The organism is Candidatus Neomarinimicrobiota bacterium (genome assembly GCA_022567655.1).
GTDB lineage: Bacteria > Fidelibacterota > SORT01 > SORT01 > SORT01 > JADFGO01.
On the sequence record JADFGO010000013.1, the window covers coordinates 1 to 18,497 of the forward strand.

General features: G+C 42.4%; 12 protein-coding genes and 2 tRNA genes. 8 read left to right on the plus strand and 6 right to left on the minus strand.

What is annotated here, in order from left to right; all coding sequences use genetic code 11:
• Window positions 1-2,589: response regulator (locus tag IID12_02515; GenBank protein MCH8287966.1), on the minus strand; the 2,589-nt coding region annotated here is incomplete at its 3' end.
• A gap of 267 nt (window positions 2,590-2,856) precedes the next feature.
• Here IID12_02515 and IID12_02520 point away from each other — a divergent pair.
• On the plus strand, window positions 2,857-5,970 hold the full coding sequence (locus IID12_02520; GenBank protein ID MCH8287967.1) for an efflux RND transporter permease subunit: 3,114 nt from the start codon (window positions 2,857-2,859) through the stop codon (window positions 5,968-5,970).
• Between the two features lie 42 nt (window positions 5,971-6,012).
• On the opposite strand, the gene IID12_02525 is transcribed toward IID12_02520, so the two are convergent.
• On the minus strand, window positions 6,013-6,891 hold the full coding sequence (locus IID12_02525; protein MCH8287968.1) for a DMT family transporter: 879 nt from the start codon (window positions 6,889-6,891) through the stop codon (window positions 6,013-6,015).
• Between the two features lie 158 nt (window positions 6,892-7,049).
• On the opposite strand from IID12_02525, the gene IID12_02530 reads away from it, so the two are divergent.
• Complete coding sequence (locus IID12_02530) at window positions 7,050-7,436, plus strand: response regulator (protein MCH8287969.1); 387 nt, start codon at window positions 7,050-7,052, stop codon at window positions 7,434-7,436.
• Between the two features lie 133 nt (window positions 7,437-7,569).
• The gene (locus IID12_02535; protein MCH8287970.1) at window positions 7,570-8,001 is read left to right on the plus strand and encodes an arsenate reductase ArsC; all 432 of its coding nucleotides are present in this window, start codon (window positions 7,570-7,572) and stop codon (window positions 7,999-8,001) included.
• 4 nt (window positions 8,002-8,005) lie between these two features.
• Here IID12_02535 and IID12_02540 read toward each other — a convergent pair whose 3' ends face one another.
• From IID12_02540 to IID12_02550, 3 genes are all read right to left on the minus strand, one after another.
• Window positions 8,006-9,847: an aromatic amino acid lyase gene (locus IID12_02540; GenBank protein ID MCH8287971.1), complete on the minus strand. Its 1,842-nt coding sequence runs from the start codon at window positions 9,845-9,847 to the stop codon at window positions 8,006-8,008.
• Window positions 9,840-11,333 (minus strand): histidine--tRNA ligase, encoded by a 1,494-nt coding sequence (locus IID12_02545; GenBank protein ID MCH8287972.1) that lies wholly within the window; start codon window positions 11,331-11,333, stop codon window positions 9,840-9,842. The genes IID12_02540 and IID12_02545 overlap by 8 nt, the downstream gene beginning before the upstream one ends.
• 106 nt (window positions 11,334-11,439) lie before the next feature.
• A tRNA-His gene (locus tag IID12_02550) sits at window positions 11,440-11,513 on the minus strand.
• A gap of 175 nt (window positions 11,514-11,688) precedes the next feature.
• Here IID12_02550 and IID12_02555 point away from each other — a divergent pair.
• Window positions 11,689-11,763, plus strand: a tRNA-Glu gene (locus tag IID12_02555).
• A gap of 220 nt (window positions 11,764-11,983) precedes the next feature.
• Window positions 11,984-13,396, plus strand: coding sequence for a sigma-54-dependent Fis family transcriptional regulator (locus IID12_02560; GenBank protein MCH8287973.1), 1,413 nt, complete (start codon window positions 11,984-11,986; stop codon window positions 13,394-13,396).
• 93 nt (window positions 13,397-13,489) lie between these two features.
• Here the strand turns inward: IID12_02560 and IID12_02565 are convergent, their stop codons facing one another.
• Entirely contained in the window at window positions 13,490-13,807 is a 318-nt protein-coding gene (locus IID12_02565; protein MCH8287974.1) for a hypothetical protein, read from the minus strand.
• A 480-nt stretch (window positions 13,808-14,287) separates the two neighbouring features.
• Between IID12_02565 and IID12_02570 the strand changes: the two genes are divergently transcribed.
• The 3 genes from IID12_02570 to IID12_02580 are packed head-to-tail and all read left to right on the plus strand — an operon-like array spanning window position 14,288 to window position 18,448.
• Window positions 14,288-15,724, plus strand: a complete 1,437-nt coding sequence (locus IID12_02570) for a DUF342 domain-containing protein (protein MCH8287975.1) — start codon at window positions 14,288-14,290, stop codon at window positions 15,722-15,724.
• Window positions 15,708-17,096: a response regulator gene (locus tag IID12_02575; protein ID MCH8287976.1), complete on the plus strand. Its 1,389-nt coding sequence runs from the start codon at window positions 15,708-15,710 to the stop codon at window positions 17,094-17,096. Before IID12_02570 ends, IID12_02575 begins: the two co-directional genes overlap by 17 nt.
• Entirely contained in the window at window positions 17,096-18,448 is a 1,353-nt protein-coding gene (locus tag IID12_02580; GenBank protein ID MCH8287977.1) for a sigma-54-dependent Fis family transcriptional regulator, read from the plus strand. Before IID12_02575 ends, IID12_02580 begins: the two co-directional genes overlap by 1 nt.
• The last annotated feature ends 49 nt before the right edge of the window (window positions 18,449-18,497 follow it).

Consider the following 18,497-nt stretch of genomic DNA (forward strand, 5'->3'; position numbering starts at 1 on the left):
TGACAGCCCCAATCCGGTCCCCACACCCACGCCTTTAGTCGTATAACCGGGATCAAATATTTTATTCAAATCAGCTTCCGGAATACCGACTCCGGAATCGGTAAATTCGATATGGATTTTTTTTTGTTTGAGTTTAGTTTTTATTCGCAGGGTGCCCTTTAATGGCATAGATTGAACAGCGTTTATGATCATATTAAGATAAACCTGATTTAGTTTCGCAGGGTAGCTGTTTATAGGGGGAAGTTTACCAAATTCTTTTATCACTTTAATCCGATTTTTCATCTCATAAAGGCTTAACATCAGAGCTTGTTCAATTCCCTCATGAATATCCGCTTTTTGAAGTTCAGCCTCGTCCAGGCGGGCAAAACTCTTTAGCTGTTTTACGATCAAACTGACTCTGTCGGCTCCTAATTTTATTACTTCATTTGCCTTATCTATTACGCTGAGAGTTTTATCAATCTCCTTTAATTTCGCGGAAAGGTCCTTCTTTTTGTCTCTTAACAACAATTTTAACTTATTTATAGCCCGGACCGAAGTATCATGCATGCTTTGGAGAGCGCCGATGGGATTGTTTATTTCATGCGCGACTCCAGCAACAAGCATTCCGAGAGAAGCCATTTTTTCCGATTGTACCAGCTGAGTTTGAGCGTTCTTAATATTTTCATTAGCCAATTCAAGACCTTCGAGAGCATTTTTTAATTTTGTGACATCGTACAAAGCTCCAATGGTCACCTTTTCTCCTGCAATCGTAGTTATGACCAGTGAAAATATCATCCAGATAGGTTCGCCTTCCACTCTTAATATCTGTGTTTCAAAATTATTGAGGTATCCGTCTTTCTTGAGCGCTCTCAGAACTATCTCACGATCAGATTTCTTATAATAAAAATCAGGAGTTTTCCTTCCGATTAGATCTTTGACGGAATAGCCGAGAAGATCGGCGAGAGGTTTGTTGACGAACAGGATTTTCCCGTCATGAACCTTGCTGATCACGTACGGAATCGGAGAGACTTCAATGATCGCATGGATTTGTTCATCGGACTCTTTTTCCAAAGTAACGTCGGTAAATGCCCAGACTCGCCCGAAAATCTTGTTATCTCTGTCCGTAACCGGTGCGGAATATATGGAGATATATCTTTCAGCGGGCTTTACGGTTTTGAGCGCATTTTTAAAAATAGCAGCATGGTCGTGAGATTCTCTCGTCGGACGCTTTAATTCCTTAAGCTTTTTAACCTGCTTGGTGTAATGAATCGGATGTTCGAAATTTGACTTTATAGCGCTACTGAATGAATCGAAGCTTTTATTGATCAATTTATCGATATCAACGCCGAATAATTTATTAATAGTCGGATTTGCTGCTACAATTTTATTTTGTGGATTTACCATGATAATCCCGGAGACTGAACTGTCCAACAGCGCCTGAAGTTCATCTTTGCTTCGAGAAAGATCGGATAGAATATCTTTCATTTCTTCGTTTTTTGATTCCAGCATCTCCTGAATTGACAGCAGCTGGATGTTTCCTTCGGCTAAGTTCATGGTCGTTTTCTCAAGTTGTTTTGCCTTGGAATTAAGCATCGTATTTGCGTTTTTCAGGTCTGCTGTCCTTTCTCTGACTCTAATTTCGAGGTTTTGAAAAGATCGGATATTAGCTAAGGTTAATCCTACCATGTTTGCAAATGTCTCAAATCTCTCAATATCCTGATCGTCCAGTTCTCTCGCATGATACTGAATGTTCCCCGAGAGTACTCCGATGGGTTCGTTCTTAATGCGAATCGGTGTCAGAACGAATGAAATAGGTAATGTTCCTTTTAATTTCCACAAGTCGCTTTTATTCCAGTAATCAAACTTTTTTGGATTCAGTATAAATATGGTCTTATTCTTTTTGAAACACTCTATCATAGGAGGGATTACGGGAAAGTTGCCGTCACGGATATATCTCTTAAAAGTATTATTCAGTTTTTTGCTGTCATGAAGCAGCTTGAAGGAGCGTAAAACGAATTTTCCGTCCTGTTCGAGGATGAGTAGTGATCTGTCAAAGTCGAGACTGCGTGTCAGGAAGTGAGGTACGTTATCGAGAAGCTTTTCTTCATCATGGAATCTCGATAGGCGGCTGGACAATTTGTTCAATGCCGAGAGCTGCCTGTTTGCGTATTTGAGTTTCTCAGTTCTCTCTTTTATTGTATTTTTGAGCATGTAAGAATAGGATTGAACCTCTTTTTCCAATTTCTTTAGCTCAAACGCTCTGTTAAGAGAAGTTTTGAATTTTTCGACATGCAAAGGTTTGGTGATAAAATCGTAGGCGCCCATTTTTATTGCTTCCAATGCACTGTCTATAGACCCGTGTGCTGAAGTTACAATGCAGATAACGTCGGGATTCACTTTTTTGACTTCAGCGAGAACTTCTATACCGTTTATCTCCGGCATATTGAGGTCGCATAAAATAACGTAGGTTGGATTCTTCAGGAATTTTTCGAGTCCCGTCTTTCCCGAAGACGCCACAACCACTTTGAAACCGTTTTGCCTGAGCTTTCGAGCGAAACTGATTCGCTGCCGTGCATCGTCCTCAACATAGAGAATGGTTTTCCGGTTCAAATCATTGACCTGTTTAATGCTATCATTTCCTTATTGAATTGAAAAATAACGTACATAATAAAATCGCCGGAATTTATACATAATCACGGGAGAAATCAAGTGAGCAAAACGGGTGGTCGTTTCAGGGAAATGTATGGTACAACAGTTTAAAGATATTGTCATCACTGAGGAAGTTTGTTGTAAGTTGTGAATATATCTGATTTCAAATCTTCGTAAAGCGTATGTTACACTCAAGTACGTGGATATTAAGACAGGGCACAAAGCGAAATGATCGAAAAAGTAATTGAATACTCGGTTAATAACCGATTCATAGTAATCCTTGCTACTCTATTAATGATACTGATCGGAAGTTACAGCGTTTATAATACTCCGCTTGACGCTATTCCAGATTTGAGTGACGTTCAGGTGATCGTTTTTACAAATTACCCCGGTCAGGCGCCGCAGGTAGTGGAAGAACAGGTCACTTACCCTCTGACCACTGCCATGCTCTCAGTTCCGTTCGCCAAGTCGGTGAGGGGCTATTCCTTTTTCGGGCTCTCATTCGTCTATATAATATTTGAGGATGGCACCGATTTGTACTGGGCGAGGAGCAGGGTGCTTGAGCAGCTTAACGTTGTTTCGAAAGGCCTGCCGTTGGGAGTGACCCCAAGTCTCGGCCCCGATGCGACAGGAGTCGGCTGGGTGTACCAATACGTGCTTCAGAGTGACCGGCACAATCTTCAAGAGCTGCGTTCGATACAGGATTGGTTTTTGCGCTACGAACTTGTCAGTGTCGAGGGTGTATCCGAAGTGGCGAGCATAGGAGGCTACGTAAAGCAGTATCAGGTAGAAGTGGACCCGAACAAACTTTTAGCATACAATATTCCGTTGAACAAAGTAAGAGAAGTGATTAAGCGAAGTAATAATGACGTTGGCGGGCGTGTGATCGAAATGGGGGAGACGGAATTCATGGTACGCGGATTGGGTTATATCAAGGGAATCGAAGATATAAAAAATATTCCGCTCAGCGTAAGTGAAAACGGGATTCCGATATTGATCAGTAACGTTGCGGATGTGCATATAGGTCCCGAGATGAGGAGAGGGATCGCCGAACTCAACGGAGAGGGAGAAGTTGTCGGCGGTATCGTTATTATGAGATTCGGCGAAAACGCTTTGGCGACAATCGAAAGGGTCAAACAAAAATTAGAAGATCTCAAAAGCGGACTCCCCGAAGGAGTAACCATAAAAACCGTATATGACAGATCGGGTTTGATACTGAACGCGATAAAATTTCTTAAGGAAAAGCTGATAGAAGAAACTATCGTAGTCGCAATCGTGTGCCTTGTGTTTCTCCTGCATATCAGAAGCGCTTTTGTAGCGATATTTACACTGCCGGTAGGGATATTGATGGCGTTTATCGTCATGAATCAGCAAGGATTGAATGCCAACATAATGTCGCTGGGTGGAATCGCCATAGCTATCGGAGCAATGATCGATGCGGCGATAGTTATGATAGAGAACGTTCATAAACACATCGAGCATGATCCGGGAAAAAACAGATGGCAATTGGTTATCGACGCCTCGAAGGAAGTAGGTCCGCCTCTTTTTTATTCACTGCTGATAATAACGGTCTCCTTTATACCCGTGTTCACTCTCACCGGACAATCGGGAAGGCTGTTCAAACCGCTCGCATTCACAAAGACGTATGCGATGGCAGCGGCAGCAATACTTTCAATTACGATAGTACCGGTTCTCATGGGTTACCTCATAAGAGGGAAGATCATGTCCGAACATAAAAACCCTGTAAACCGGTTTTTACTTTTTTTGTACCGCCCTCTAATACGCACCGTACTAAAATACAGAAAAGCTACAATTGCAATATCTCTTTTGCTTGTTGTTGTAACCTACCTTCCTTTCAGCAAATTGGGTTCGGAATTTATGCCTCCGTTAAACGAGGGTGATCTGCTGTACATGCCGACGACACTTCCGGGAATTTCAATATCCAAGGCGAAAGAGATTCTTCAGCAAACGGACAAGATAATCGCCTCGTTTCCTGAGGTAGAAACTGTTTTCGGCAAGGTAGGCAGAGCTGAAACAGCCACAGACCCCGCCCCGCTCTCCATGATAGAGACTATAATCACTCTCAAACCCGAAGATGAATGGAGGGAAGGAGTAACTACCGAGTCACTCATTGAAGAGATGAATAATGCAATTCAATTTCCGGGTTTGACCAACGCCTGGACGATGCCGATTAAGACGAGAATAGACATGCTTAGCACAGGTATTAAAACACCTGTCGGTATCAAGATAATGGGTGAAGACCTCGAAGTTTTGAACCGCATCGGACAAGAGATCGAAGGAGTTGTCAGGGATATACCGGGTACATTAAGTGTCTATGCCGAGAGGGTAGTAGGAGGTAATTTTCTTGATTATAATATCGACAGGAAGGAAGCAGCGCGCTACGGCCTCACAGTCGGTGATATTCAGGACGTAATCATGACCGCCGTCGGAGGAATGAACGTAACTTATACGGTCGAGGGTCTGGCAAGATATCCTGTAAACGTCAGGTATGGAAGGGAATTGCGAGACGATTTCCAGAAATTGGAGCGGATTTTGATACCAACTCCCACAGGGGCGCAAATACCGATAAAACAGGTTGCAAACATTTCAATCAAGAAAGGCCCTCCTGTCATAAAAAGTGAAAACGCGAGAAGAACCGCGTATGTTTACGTGGACCTGGCTGGAATTGATATCGGGACTTATGTAAAAAACGCAAAAGAGATCTTAAGCAGGGAAATAAATCTGCCGGAAGGGTACAGCCTTGTGTGGAGCGGACAATACGAGTATATGCAGGCTGCAAACGAAAAGCTTCGCTTACTCATACCGCTGACTTTAGTAATAATATTCCTGTTACTGTATTTCAATTTTAAAAATGTTATCGAAGCCAGTCTTGTGATGCTTTTGGTGATTTTTCTTGCTCCTATAGGGGGCATATGGCTCATCTATTTCTTGGGGTACGAGTTCAGCGTGGCAATATGGGTCGGCTTTATTGCGCTTGCCGGTGTGGCGGCGGAAACCGGAGTCATCATGTTCATCTATCTGGACCTCTCTTATAAAAAATGGAAGGAAGAAGGAAAGATAAAAACGTTAGAGGACATCAAGGAGTGCGTGTATGAAGGAGCTGCGCTCAGATTAAGACCGAAGATAATGACGGTGTCGGCGATAATAGCCGGATTGCTTCCGATCATGTGGGGTCACGGAACGGGAGCGCAGGCTATGAGGAGGATAGCTGCTCCGATGGTGGGGGGAATGATATCCTCGACAGTTCTGACGCTACTTCTGATACCGGCGATCTATGTTTTATGGAAAAGTTATCTGCTGAAGAAAGAGTTAAAAAGCTGACAAAAAGCGAATGCTGACAAACCGGAAGTGTTTGCACAGTTTTTAATCCTGCTTCTTTTTCAATTCTGATATTATCATGCCCCCGAATATCAGTGCGCCTCCGATAATTCCACGAATTCCTAAAACCTCTCCAAGGATTATGTATGCTATGAGCGCGGCTGCGACCGGTTCGAATGAATATATAATTGCCGCTCTTGTCGATGAAGTATATCGCTGGTATTTTGTAATTATGTAAAAATTTAACACAGTAGGAAAAAGCGCAGTGCCGATGATAATCGATAACAGGGTTACGTTGATTTCAAAGCGGGGTGTTTCAAATAGAATTGTGGTAATGAGCCCTATCAGTCCGGTAACGAATACTTGAAGGAATGTTAGCTGAATAAAATTATACCGCTTACTGTAAATCTGCAACGCCACCGTATGTGCGGCGAAGGCTACCGCACCGACAGCCGTGAACCGATCGCCGTAGTTAAAGCTGTTTCCTTCAGGAGACGTTAGAAAATATAATCCGATTATAGCAAGGAATACACCAACCCAGAGTAATTTCCGCGGTATGATTTTTTCGAATATCATGGAAAAGAACGGGACCATAACAACGAACGTTCCGGTTACAAAAGCAGATTTCGAAGCAGTTGTATAATCGAGTCCGTAAGTCTGGGCTCCGAATCCAACGCCCAATAGAAAACCCATGATAATTCCCGCACGAAGGGTATCCTTATCTAACTTGAGAATTACTTTTCTAAACAGGATAAAAAGTATTATCGAGGCTAAAAAGAACCGGAACGTCAGAAATAATAACGGTGAACTAAAGTCTAAGGCGACTTTCACGGCGATGAAGGAAGAACCCCAGATGACGGTAATCCCGAGAAGATATAAATCTGCCCGCAGCTTAGAAGGAATATTTGAATGGTTTTGTATCATGAGTTAAAAATATGAATAAAGAGTTGGAGTTCATAATGATAAGAATAAGGCGGGGAATGAGAGACACACTGTAAAGAGATAAATACTCATATTTCAGTTGCCGGCTAAATCTACCGATAAGATTAGTTAAAGGGATAAATAGAAAGCTGGTTTAGCTGATGGAATATACCTGTAAGATTCTGGTGATGGATGATGAAGCCGCATTAAGACAACTCCTTAATCGGATGTTAAATCATTTCGGCTATGAGGTCGAACTCGCGAGTAACGGAGAAGAAGCTGTTGAAGCTTACAGGAATGCTTTCAAGAGTGATGACCCATTCGATATTGTAATAGTTGATCTGACAGTAGCCGAAGGTATGGGTGGTATTGAAACAGTTGAGCAAATCAGAAAATTTGATAAGAATGTAAAAGTCATAATAGCAAGCGGGCATTTGACGGACTCAATAATGGACGAAATCGAAAGCGGGAAATTCAATGGTTCCCTGCCTAAACCTTTCAAGATGGACGAATTAGAAGCTGTATTGACAAAAGTTTTGAATTCTTAGGATAAATATTTATCCCGTTTTGATATAGTCCGACCGGAACGATTAATCAATGATTCGATTCTTCAGGTAAGAAGAATATACTTTTAATCGATCTGTTTAATTATCTTTTCATAACAATAATCTGTCGAATAATATGAAAAAGATAAAACTATTACTTTTGTGCACGGGTAATTCGTGTAGAAGCCAGATGGCTGAAGGGTGGGTAAAGTCAAAACTGAGTCGTTTTGTTGACGTTTATTCCGCCGGAACCGAGCCGAAGGAGATAGATAACAGAGCAATTAGCGTTATGGCGGAGGTAGGAATTGATATTTTCGGTCAATCTGCCAGCAATGTAGACGAATATCTAAATAAAGAATTCGATCTTATTATTACGCTGTGCGACGAAGCGCGTGAGAGCTGTCCCCTGTTTCCATCACAGGCAGAGGTAATCCATATGGGATTTAGGGACCCCGCGGATGCAATCGGAAGTGAGGAGGAAGTTTTAGGCGTATTCCGTGAAGTTAGGGATCAATTAAACCAGAGATTGATTACTCAGTTAAGAGAAAAATTTTCTCGAATTGACTAAGTTCCTACTGTCTTTCAGCCTCAAGAACGACTTTGCCCCAGTGAATTAATTGCGCGGCTCTTTCTATTGATTCGTTAGGAGGATGTTCGTAAAAATCTGCATCGGTATTTATAAACGGAATGCTCTGAAGATTATCGGTGCCGTTACGAACCAATTCGAGCACGCCGGCCGCTACACTGTTCAGCTTATACTCTCCGTCGAGCTTTCTGCCATTGTGGGCGGTTAGCGGAAAATCTCCTCTTATCCTCAAATCGAGCGCCTGGAGTGATACGAGAAGTTCCGCAGCCAGGACTTTTGTAACGTTTTCTACAACCATTCTCAAATGACGCGCCGCTGTCGTTGACATTGCATTGTGGTCTTCGATATTTGCTGAGGTAGGGATGCTGTCAACGGACGAAGGGTGACATAATATTTTATTTTCCGCAACGAGGCTTGCAGCCATGTACTGATAAAGCATCATTCCGGAATCGAGTCCATCTGTTCCTGACGACAGATTCGCCGGCATCCCCCTGTTGTTTTTGGGGTCAAGAAGGAGCTGCATACGCCTTTCGGATATGCCGCCCAATTCTGCTATAGCTATTTTAAGGTAATCCGCCGCGAACCCTACCGGTTCGCCGTGAAAATTAGCGGCGGAATAAGTCTTCCATTCGCTGATGGAAGAGCTGTCATCGACACTGTCCGGGCTGTCCTCATCTTCGATGAAGATGAGAGGATTATCAGTTGCAGAATTTATCTCTATCTCTATCTGCTCGTGCGTATGTGAAAGTGCGTCATGCACAGCGCCGTGTACTTGAGGTATCGCTCGTATTGAATATTCGTCTTGCTGATGATGACCTTCTGCCGCTCTGTCAATAAGATTTGAGTCTTTTATATACCTGTTTATATCTTTTGCAACGGAAATTTGTCCGCGGTAAGGTCTTGCTCTGTGAACTTTTTCATCGAACGCCCTGCTGAATCCCCCTAACGATTGAAGCGAGAGTGAACCGATAATGTTAGCAGTTTTAAGCACGACCGAAGAATCGAATATAGAAATAGCGGTTATCGCTGCGGAAATTGTTGCCCCATTGGTAAGAGCCAATCCTTCTTTTGGTGCGAGATGGATATTGACCTCACCCGAGTTTTTTATCGGTTCCGGCACGGGTGGAATCTGGAGACCCGCCGAGCTGAGGGCTTCATTTCCACTGACGGGGGGAGAATCTTTTTCGCCGTTTGATAGAAAATCAGGCTCGTGCCACGCTTTGCCCCCTCCGATCATCACTACCGCGAGGTGGGCTAATTGACAAAGGTCGCCTGAGGAACCGAGACTTCCCTGCGACGGTATCAGCGGATGAACACAGTTATTCAGCATATCCCTCAGCAAGAATAGAATTTCCGGCCTGACTCCAGAGCGTCCTTCCGCAAACGCTCTCAGCCGTATCAGTATTGCCGCTCGAACTATTTCTACTGGAAGCGGATCACCAACGGCAGTTAAATGACTGTAAATCAAATTCACTGAAAGACGGCATGCATCGGCATAACTCTTGATCGGCTTATCCTTATTGTTGCCGAAGCCGGTATTTACACCGTAAATCAGCTGGCGATAATCGATCTCGTCATCATCGCCCAAACTTTTGGACAATTTTGCAGCAATATGAACGGCGTCGCTTATATATTCCGCGCTGCGTTCACATCTTGCAATGCTGAGGGGGTCTATTTCAACCGTTGCGAAATTATTATTCGAATTCCCGCATGCGACCGCTATAAGTTGATTTATTGTTAATCTATGCTCGGGAAGATGGCTTAGAATGATGGGATAAGCCACTTTCTCACCCATTATATCAATGAATTTCCCCCCGTTTTCACTCACTCTGATATCTCGCAAGAATCTGACTGACTGTTTTTATCAGGTCTGAACGGGGGACAGTCACTTGTGAAGGTTGTTCTGCGAGCCACTCTTTGCGCTCCTGAAAACTCTCGGACAATTCCTTGCCGAGCATGAGGTCTTTGACTGTAACCTGATCTTTGGCAAACTCATCAGATCCGACGATGACCGCTACGGCCGCTCCTCTTTTATCGGCGTATTTCATCTGTTTGTTGAAACCTCCACTGCCGAGATATGTCTCAGCTGAAATTCCGGAAGAGCGTAATTCGGATGTAATTTTTATATAGTCACTGATCTTATCGCTATCCATAACGGTTACGACAACGGGTGCGTTAATCAGAGTGTCTTTATTCTGTTTTATGGTTGATAGCGCAGCAAGAAGTCTATCCACGCCGATGGAAATACCGGTAGCTGGAGTTTTTTGTCCGGTAAACCGTTCTATAAGATCGTCGTACCTTCCTCCCCCGGCAACGCTGCCGAATTCTCTTTTACGGTTTTTCTCATCTTTGATTTCGAATGTCAAATTAGCCTCGAATACCGGTCCGGTATAATATGCCATGCCTCTTACAACTGTCGGAGCAAACAAGATAGTGTCCTCGTCATATCCCATATCGTTCAGGTATGAGTCCATCTCACGGAGCTCCTCTAATCCTGTATGACCTTCGGGGCTCTCTTTCATAAATTCAGATAACGCATCGAGAACCTCACTCCTCGAATTTCGAGGAACCTCGAGAAACTGAACGATGACATCAACCTCCCGATCGGATAATTCAGCCCCTTTGATAAAAGCACCCGATTTGTCCTTCCTGCCGGAAGTAAGAAGTTGAGTTACGCCGTTAATACCCAACCTGTCCAGTTTATCAATACTTCTTAATACGTTTTGAGCAAGGTCCGAAAGCGAACCGTCGTTGTTTCTCACTTCAATACCGGCGGATTCTAACACGCCATTCACTATTTTGCGGTTACTTATTTTTACTTCAAAATCCTTTTTCTCGATCCCGAGCGCTTCGAAAGCATCAACCAGGGCAGCACAAACTTCACAATCAGCCAGGATTGAGGTAGTGCCGACCGTGTCAATGTCGAACTGAGTAAACTCCCTGAATCTTCCCGCTCCCGGTTTTTCAAGTCTCCATACTTTTCCTATCTGATATCTTCTGAAAGGTGTCGGAAGGTTCTGGTATTGGGCGATGACTCTTGAAAGAGGAGCGGTTAGATCGTACCGCAGCGCCACCCATTCATCCTCAGATTCAAAGGCAAAAATGCCTTCCTCCGGTGTGTCACCGTCGGGTAGAAACTTTCCTAACACGTCCACATATTCAAGCGCCGGAGTCTCTATCTGTTGGAAGCCGTAAAGTTCGTAAACGGCTTGAATTCGCTCCAGCATCATTCTACGGTTGAAAGACTCACCCCAGAGCGAGTCTTTAAATCCTTTGACGGTACGAGGTTTAGGTTTGATTGGTTTTTTTGTCAATTTCTATATGGTATCCTTGCGAGTGAAGTTCTAAAAGCAAATGGAATCAGACTTATTCTGCACCCAATATACACCAAACTTGATTACGGCTATCTATCGTAATCAGTACTGGAGGCGGGAATCGAACCCGCGACCTCCTGATCCACAGTCAGGCGCTCTATCCATCTGAGCTACCCCAGCATCTGGGAAAAATATAGGCTGGATAACGATATAAATCAAATATTCTTTGCTCTTTCCGGTTAGTCCCGCAATGTAAATTTAATTCTGATTAAATAGGTTGTTCTACGAAAGATGCGGCAAAAAAATTATTTGCAATATCACATGAAGCTTAGTACATTTCCCAGCGCAGAGAAAAGTCCCCATCGTCTAGCCAGGTTTAGGACTCAGGGTTTTCGACCCTGCAACAGGGGTTCAAATCCCCTTGGGGACACAGAATGAAGTCATGGGAGGAGACAAGGATGTGCTCAATAAGCACCAAAACGGGGCTCGCTAACAATTTATTTTTCCGTTGCGGCGCGTAAAAATGTTTAAACGAACACATCTGATTTTATATTCCGTGAAAACCTGTACCTTATTATTCAGGGTACTAAATATGGGAAAATAGATGAACCTATTCAGAAACAAAAAGACCTTGGGGATTAAATCCGGGTATGGTTAACGTGAAGACCAAAAAGACGGATTCTGAATTAAAGCCTTCACTCCTTATCGTGGATGATGAACCACTGGTGAGGAAGTCTTTGGCAAGAATCTTAACGAAAGAAGGATACGAGGTTAGAACTGTAGACAGCGGTGCAAAGGTATTCAAAAATGACCTGCTATCGAAAACGGACGTAATATTGCTGGACCTGTTTTTAGGTAAAGAAAGCGGTTTCGACGTCCTTGAGAAAGTGAGGGAAATCGCTCCCCACGTAGTTGTAATAGTCGTTACGGGTCATGGGGATGTCAGGTCTGCAGTCGAAGCTATGAAAAAAGGAGCTTACCAGTTCATAGAAAAGCCGAGTGATAAAAAGACAATTGTCGATATTGTCAACAGGGCAACGTATAAGGATATACCTCAAGACGGTAAGCAAAAATTACAGAAAATCACTATCTCCATCGGGAGAAGGAGAGAGCAATTTTTTTATGGTGAGGCGTTCGAACCTACGATCAAATTAGCGCGTAAAGCAGCCAAAGGAGGAAATTCCACGATCCTCATCCAGGGACAAAGCGGTACGGGAAAAGAGCTCTTAGCAAGATATATTCACAACCAATCGAGCAGGAAAGATAAGCCGTTTGTAGCAATTAATTGTGCGACACTGCCGAAAGATTTAATTGAGAGCGAATTATTCGGCTATGAATCCGGAGCATTTACCGGTGCGAGACTAAAAGGTAAAGTCGGATTCGTCGGGCAGGCGGAAGGCGGAACACTGCTTCTCGATGAAGTGGGAGAGCTTCCTACCGAACTACAAACAAAATTTCTAAGATTTCTGGAAACAAAAGAATATTATCAATTGGGCAGCGCCGAGCTTCAATATTCGGATGTCAGAATAATGGCTTCAACTAATGCGAACCTTGCGGCACGGGTAAAGGAAAAAAAATTCAGAAAAGATCTCTTCTATCGGCTGAACGTCGTTCACTTGAATATCCCTCCGTTAGCGGATCGGAAAGATGAGATTTTACCGCTTGCAGAATATTTTCTTGAATATTTTAACAGAAAGTATAACAATCATATCAAGGGTTTTAAGGAGAGGGTTAAAGCGTATCTTCGGGCGCTCCCGTGGGATGGCAACGTCAGGGAGTTAAAAAACCTTGTCGAAAGGGCTATAATAATCAGTAGCAGCAATTATATAACCTTTGAAGACGTAGATACTCAGATTTCAAGCAAAGAGTTCGACATCATAAAAATGGACATAAACCTCGACCTTCTTAACAATGAAAATCCTCTCTGGGAAGCTCGTAAAGAAGTGATTTCCAAAGTACTTGAACTAACGAACGGAAATAAAAGTAAAGCGGCAAAGCTGCTGAAAATCCCGCGCAGCACGCTCCGGTTTTATCTTAATAAGGGGTCTGCGGGGCAAGAGTAATGCCCGGCTATACTAAACCAATCCCGCACATGTGGAATTAGCATACGAACGCATGCCGCCACAATCCGATAAGTTAGGTGTCAAATATAATTTTTAATTCTGAGAACTGAAAAAGGTACTGTCTTTCAGAAGGTCTTTCAAAATGTCACGTTCGTTCAACTGAACGGAGGTTTTATCCGAGATTTCTTTAATTCGAGCTTTCTTTTCCGAATCCAAAGATACGATTTTCGAAACGGATTTATCAAGGACTTTTAACGATAGATTTATTGACTCGCGAGCATACTCGATTGTCTTAGCATATTGCTCCATTGCCTCTTTAAATTTACCCTGATTTTGAAGTTCATTGAATTTTTCCAGGTGCGCCTCAAGGGCTTTTTGTCGTGCATCGAATTTCTCGCTCTCAGGACTCAAATCTGTTCCTCAATTTAGAATCGTTTATTAAGAACGATTATAAATTATTAGTTTCAATAAGTCAACAGCTTTTAAAACAACTTTCACAATGATCCGAGAATTCCCAATTTGATTCTAAAATGAGAAGAAGATATTATCGAGAGGTAATCTGCTCCGGGTTTATAAACGCTTCTAATTATATGGCAGTATTCCGCCATTATGATAATCATATGTCGAAATATTCGTATCGGTAAAAATCACCTTTTACTATCTTGCAGGATAATTTCCGGTCTATGTAAGAGAGAAAGAATTATTAAGGATGTTCAAAACTCACTGAGCGAGAGCAAATTAAACCTCCCTGAGAATTAGTTAAATTTAATTCACAATGGGACTGACATCAATTGAAGAATACTGGCATAGTAATTGCAAACAGTTTGACTCGAATGTGTATGCACCTAATATAAAATAAGCAAAAAAATTAATTTAGAGAACGGCCATAACATGAAAGTTTTAAATCAGATAGATAAAGAGGAAATAGAGAAAACAGTAAATGAGGGAGGGCTTACCCTCTTATTATCCGTTGACGAAATGCGATTATACATGACATATGACCCGGAACTTAATGAGGGAACTCCTTCGTTAGACGTTGTGTACGCTCTTGCCGGAAAGCTTGGAGTGACTGGCGGTTTAATGGATAGCGTTGTCGAACATTATATCAATAACGAAGAATCATCCAATCATATTTTGATAGCCGAAGGATCACCGCCTAAAAATGGTTTTGACGCAAAAATTTTGTATGAATTTGATCTTTTATCAGAAGGCGATTCACAGTATTTCCCAAGTAATACAATAGGAAAGACGCACTCTTCAGGGAAAATCCAAATTAGAAAAGGAGAGCTGATTGCCCAGAAACTTCCGGCAAGTAAAGGTTCGCCCGGAAGAACTCTCACCGGGGGAAAAATCGAATTTCAACCCGAAGATATTCCTCTTCCTTCAGGCAGAAATACACTGAAATCAGCGGACGGTTTATCGTTAACTGCAGCGAAGAGCGGGATTATATCCACAGAAAATGATTTGGTGCATGTTGAGGATACATTCACCGTAGACGGAGATGTAGGTTACGATACGGGGAATATAGACTTTCTTGGAAATATAAAAATCAACGGCGACGTGAGACCGGGTTTCATAGTTGAAGCGGATGGTGATATAGAGATTACGGGCTGCGCTGAATCTGCGAGGCTGATTTCGCGAAAAGGCAGTATCAGAGTATTACACGGGATATTAGGTAAGAACAAATCCAAGATCATCGCAGCAAAAGATCTGGAGACGGGATTTATTCAAGACGCAAATATCACTGTAGGGAATAACGTAATAGCCGGGAGATATATTTTGAATAGTGAATTAAATGCTGAGGGCTGTATCAGAGTACTCGACAGCGAAGGAACTATCAGGGGAGGGAAGATCAGTTCAAAAGAAAGCATAAGAGCGAAAGTTGCCGGATCTACAAAGAGGATACCGACACAGCTTAAGATCGGAAGGAACCTTGACGGTGCAGCGCTACAGAGAGTATTAGAATTAGATAAGCAGCTGAAAGAATTATCTCAAAAAATGAAGACAAATGAAAGACAAATACAGTTTATCGAGTTGTTGGAAGAGCGGGTAGAAAAACTCCCGAGAGATAAGAAATCCGGTAAGGAACTATTAATTCATGCCAACGAAGAAATCAGAGCTGAATTGGAAAGAATGAAAGAGGAGAAGGTCGGACTACTTGCCAATTCGCTGAACAAGGACGTCGAAAAGAAAATTGAGATCGTGTCAAAGGTATTTCCGGGTGTGATCATTAACATTGATACGGAGGAATATCTTGTGCAACAAGAGCTATTGGGATCGGTTTTCAAGCTCGAAGAAGGGGCTATAACGGTTGAGCACAGAAAATAACACTGAACGAGTAATAATAATTGATGATGAAGTAGAAGTCGTATCCAGCCTCGTCGATCTTTTGAAAAGCAGCGGGATTGAGGTTGAAGGGGAAACGGATTCTGAAAAATTTATCAAAAGGCTCGATGAAGAGCATTTTGATGTTATCGTCACGGATTTTAAGATGCCCCGAGTCTCAGGTCTTGATATTGCCCGCAAGGTGAACAAGGAGCGTTATGAGAGTGACGTAATAATAATCACCGGTTACGGGACGATGGATTTGGCAATACAATCGTTAAAACAGAATGTTTATGATTTCATACTGAAGCCTTTTAAGTACGAGGAGCTTATCCATACGATAGAGCTGGCGTTCGAAAGAAGAAGGTTAATAAATGAAATCAAACAACTCTCTATAGAACGTGAAAAACATTTAAAAGAGTTGTCTACCTTGTATGACATCAATGACATCGTCGTAAATTCATCGAGCCGTGATGCTGTCTTGAGTTTTGCGAAAGATACACTCAGCATCGGAATAGGAATAAATTCCGCAGGGATTCTCTTGAATTCTAATGGATCCAACATTTACACACCTGCAAGGGGAGTCGGTGATTTTGAGAAGACCTTTCCGGATTTGTCAATAGACACAAACGACGAGAAGTTAATGACACTGATTAAAGGTAAAGGAATTGCCGAAATAGACGATCTCTCGATGCTCAATCATAGCTCTTATGATAGGAACGTAACCGATAACAGTAAGGTTTGGCTGATTCCAATGAATGTCAGTTCGCGGTTAGCAGGATTTATTTGCGTAGTTACCGATTCGAGTGAGGGACCCCTTTCTACCGAAAAACAGAAGCTATTAAGAGTTCTCGCAAACCAACTCGGTCCGCAACTAAGAATTATCGAAGAAGAAAACCGCATACCCTCTTATAGACAGGGTACTCTGGTTCGATTGAAAAAACGAATGAAGAAGTCAACGCAAATCGTTGATGCGTATGGTGGGTCAGTAGCATTCGTTTTTTTCAGAGTAATTTTAAACTCCGATTCCCGTTTATCGGGTGAGACATTTTTAAAGGGTATGGAAACTTTAGGTTCTTTGATCCAGGAAAAAATTAATGAAAACGATGATCTGATGCAGATAGGTATAGACGCATTCTTAACATCATTATACGGAAGAAGTAAAATTGAAACTGAGCTTGTCGCGAACAGTATGAGCTATGATTTCCAATCAATATTGTCGGAATCCGTATCAAAAGAGATGGTGATAAATGTAAGCTCCACCTCGTATCCTGAGGACGCCGATGATGTAATGCGCTTATATCATCAGCTGGTACATGAATACTCCTCATTTATAAATCAACCAACAATAAAGAAACAGAGACATGAGAATTAATGAGAAAAAGAGAAATTTTGGTAGTAGATGATGAACCAAAAATCGGTCATTACCTTACAAAAGCATTAAATATAAAAAATTATCAAGTTCAAGTGGCTTCCCGCGGCAGCGAGGCATTAGAGATACTCAAGAAAAAATCGGTAGATTTGGTTATTACAGACCTTAAAATGCCAGAGATGACCGGATTGGATCTTTTAAAGAAAATAAAAATGGAATCACCGCCTGTGGGAGTAATAGTAATGAGCGGTTACGGGACTATCGAAGAAGCGGTGGAGTCAATTAAATTTGGCGCATTCGACTTCATTACAAAGCCGTTTACCATAAAAAAAATCTCGGAATTGACTAACAATTACTTTAAGTCGTATCAGGACAAGACGATTAATTCATTTAATACAGGTGACAACCATTACGGTGATATGCTCGGGCGAAGCGACGCTATGAAGGAGATTTTTAATACTATAGACCACATAGCCCATACAGACGTTACTGTCTTTATTCAGGGGCCGACGGGAACCGGAAAAGAGATGGTGGCCAACGCACTGCAAGAAAGAAGTAAATTAAAAGATAAACCATACGTAAGAGTAAATTGCGCGGCATTGCCTGCCGGTCTTATGGAAAGTGAACTCTTTGGGCACGTAAGAGGTGCATTTACCGGAGCCGTGAAAGACAGAAAAGGAATGTTCGAACTTGCAAACGGGGGTACCATTTTATTGGATGAAATAAGTGAAATGGAATTGGCGCTCCAGGCAAAGTTGCTTCGTGTGCTTCAAACAGGTGAAATCCAGCGTGTGGGCGACGAAAATTTCAAAAAGGTAAAAGTGAGGGTCATAGCCACTACTAATCGAAATATCGAGGATGAGATCAATGATGGTAACTTCAGGGAAGACTTATTTTATAGGTTGAATGTCGTCCCGATATTTCTGCCGTCATTAAGTGAAAGGAAGGAGGACATACCCCTGTTAGCACATTATTTTGTCAGAAGAGTGGCGAGTAAATATGGCAAACCCGAACTGCGTCTTTCGGAAGATTCTATCAAGACACTACTATCAATGGACTTCCCGGGTAATGTCAGGGAGTTGGAGAATAAGCTGGAACGAGCGGTTGTCCTGTCCAAAAATGATGAGTTATCGCCTGAGGATGTGCTTGAAGCGCTCGACGGTCGAGTAAGGGAGAAGAAACGCACACAGAATTCTTTTACTACCGGCACTATCGAAGGAGCGGAAAGAGAACTGATCTTAAACTCACTAAACTTCAACAACGGGAATAGATCCAAGACGGCAAAGGAACTGGGCATTACCGCCCGGACGCTGCGTAATAAGATTAATCGGTACAGAAAAGAAGGCGTTCTCTAAAATAATCAAGTCTTTGGGGAAGTTTTTCCCCTGTACAAGGCAAATTTTT

What these genes read in the sequence shown, in the direction of transcription:
- IID12_02570 (MCH8287975.1), top strand. Translation starts at nt 14,288, where the DNA reads ATGAAAGTTTTAAATCAGATAGATAAAGAGGAAATAGAGAAAACAGTA.
- IID12_02560 (MCH8287973.1), top strand. Translation starts at nt 11,984, where the DNA reads ATGGTTAACGTGAAGACCAAAAAGACGGATTCTGAATTAAAGCCTTCA.
- IID12_02530 (MCH8287969.1), top strand. Translation starts at nt 7,050, where the DNA reads ATGGAATATACCTGTAAGATTCTGGTGATGGATGATGAAGCCGCATTA.
- IID12_02525 (MCH8287968.1), bottom strand. Translation starts at nt 6,891, where the DNA reads ATGATACAAAACCATTCAAATATTCCTTCTAAGCTGCGGGCAGATTTA.
- IID12_02520 (MCH8287967.1), top strand. Translation starts at nt 2,857, where the DNA reads ATGATCGAAAAAGTAATTGAATACTCGGTTAATAACCGATTCATAGTA.
- IID12_02580 (MCH8287977.1), top strand. Translation starts at nt 17,096, where the DNA reads ATGAGAAAAAGAGAAATTTTGGTAGTAGATGATGAACCAAAAATCGGT.
- IID12_02535 (MCH8287970.1), top strand. Translation starts at nt 7,570, where the DNA reads ATGAAAAAGATAAAACTATTACTTTTGTGCACGGGTAATTCGTGTAGA.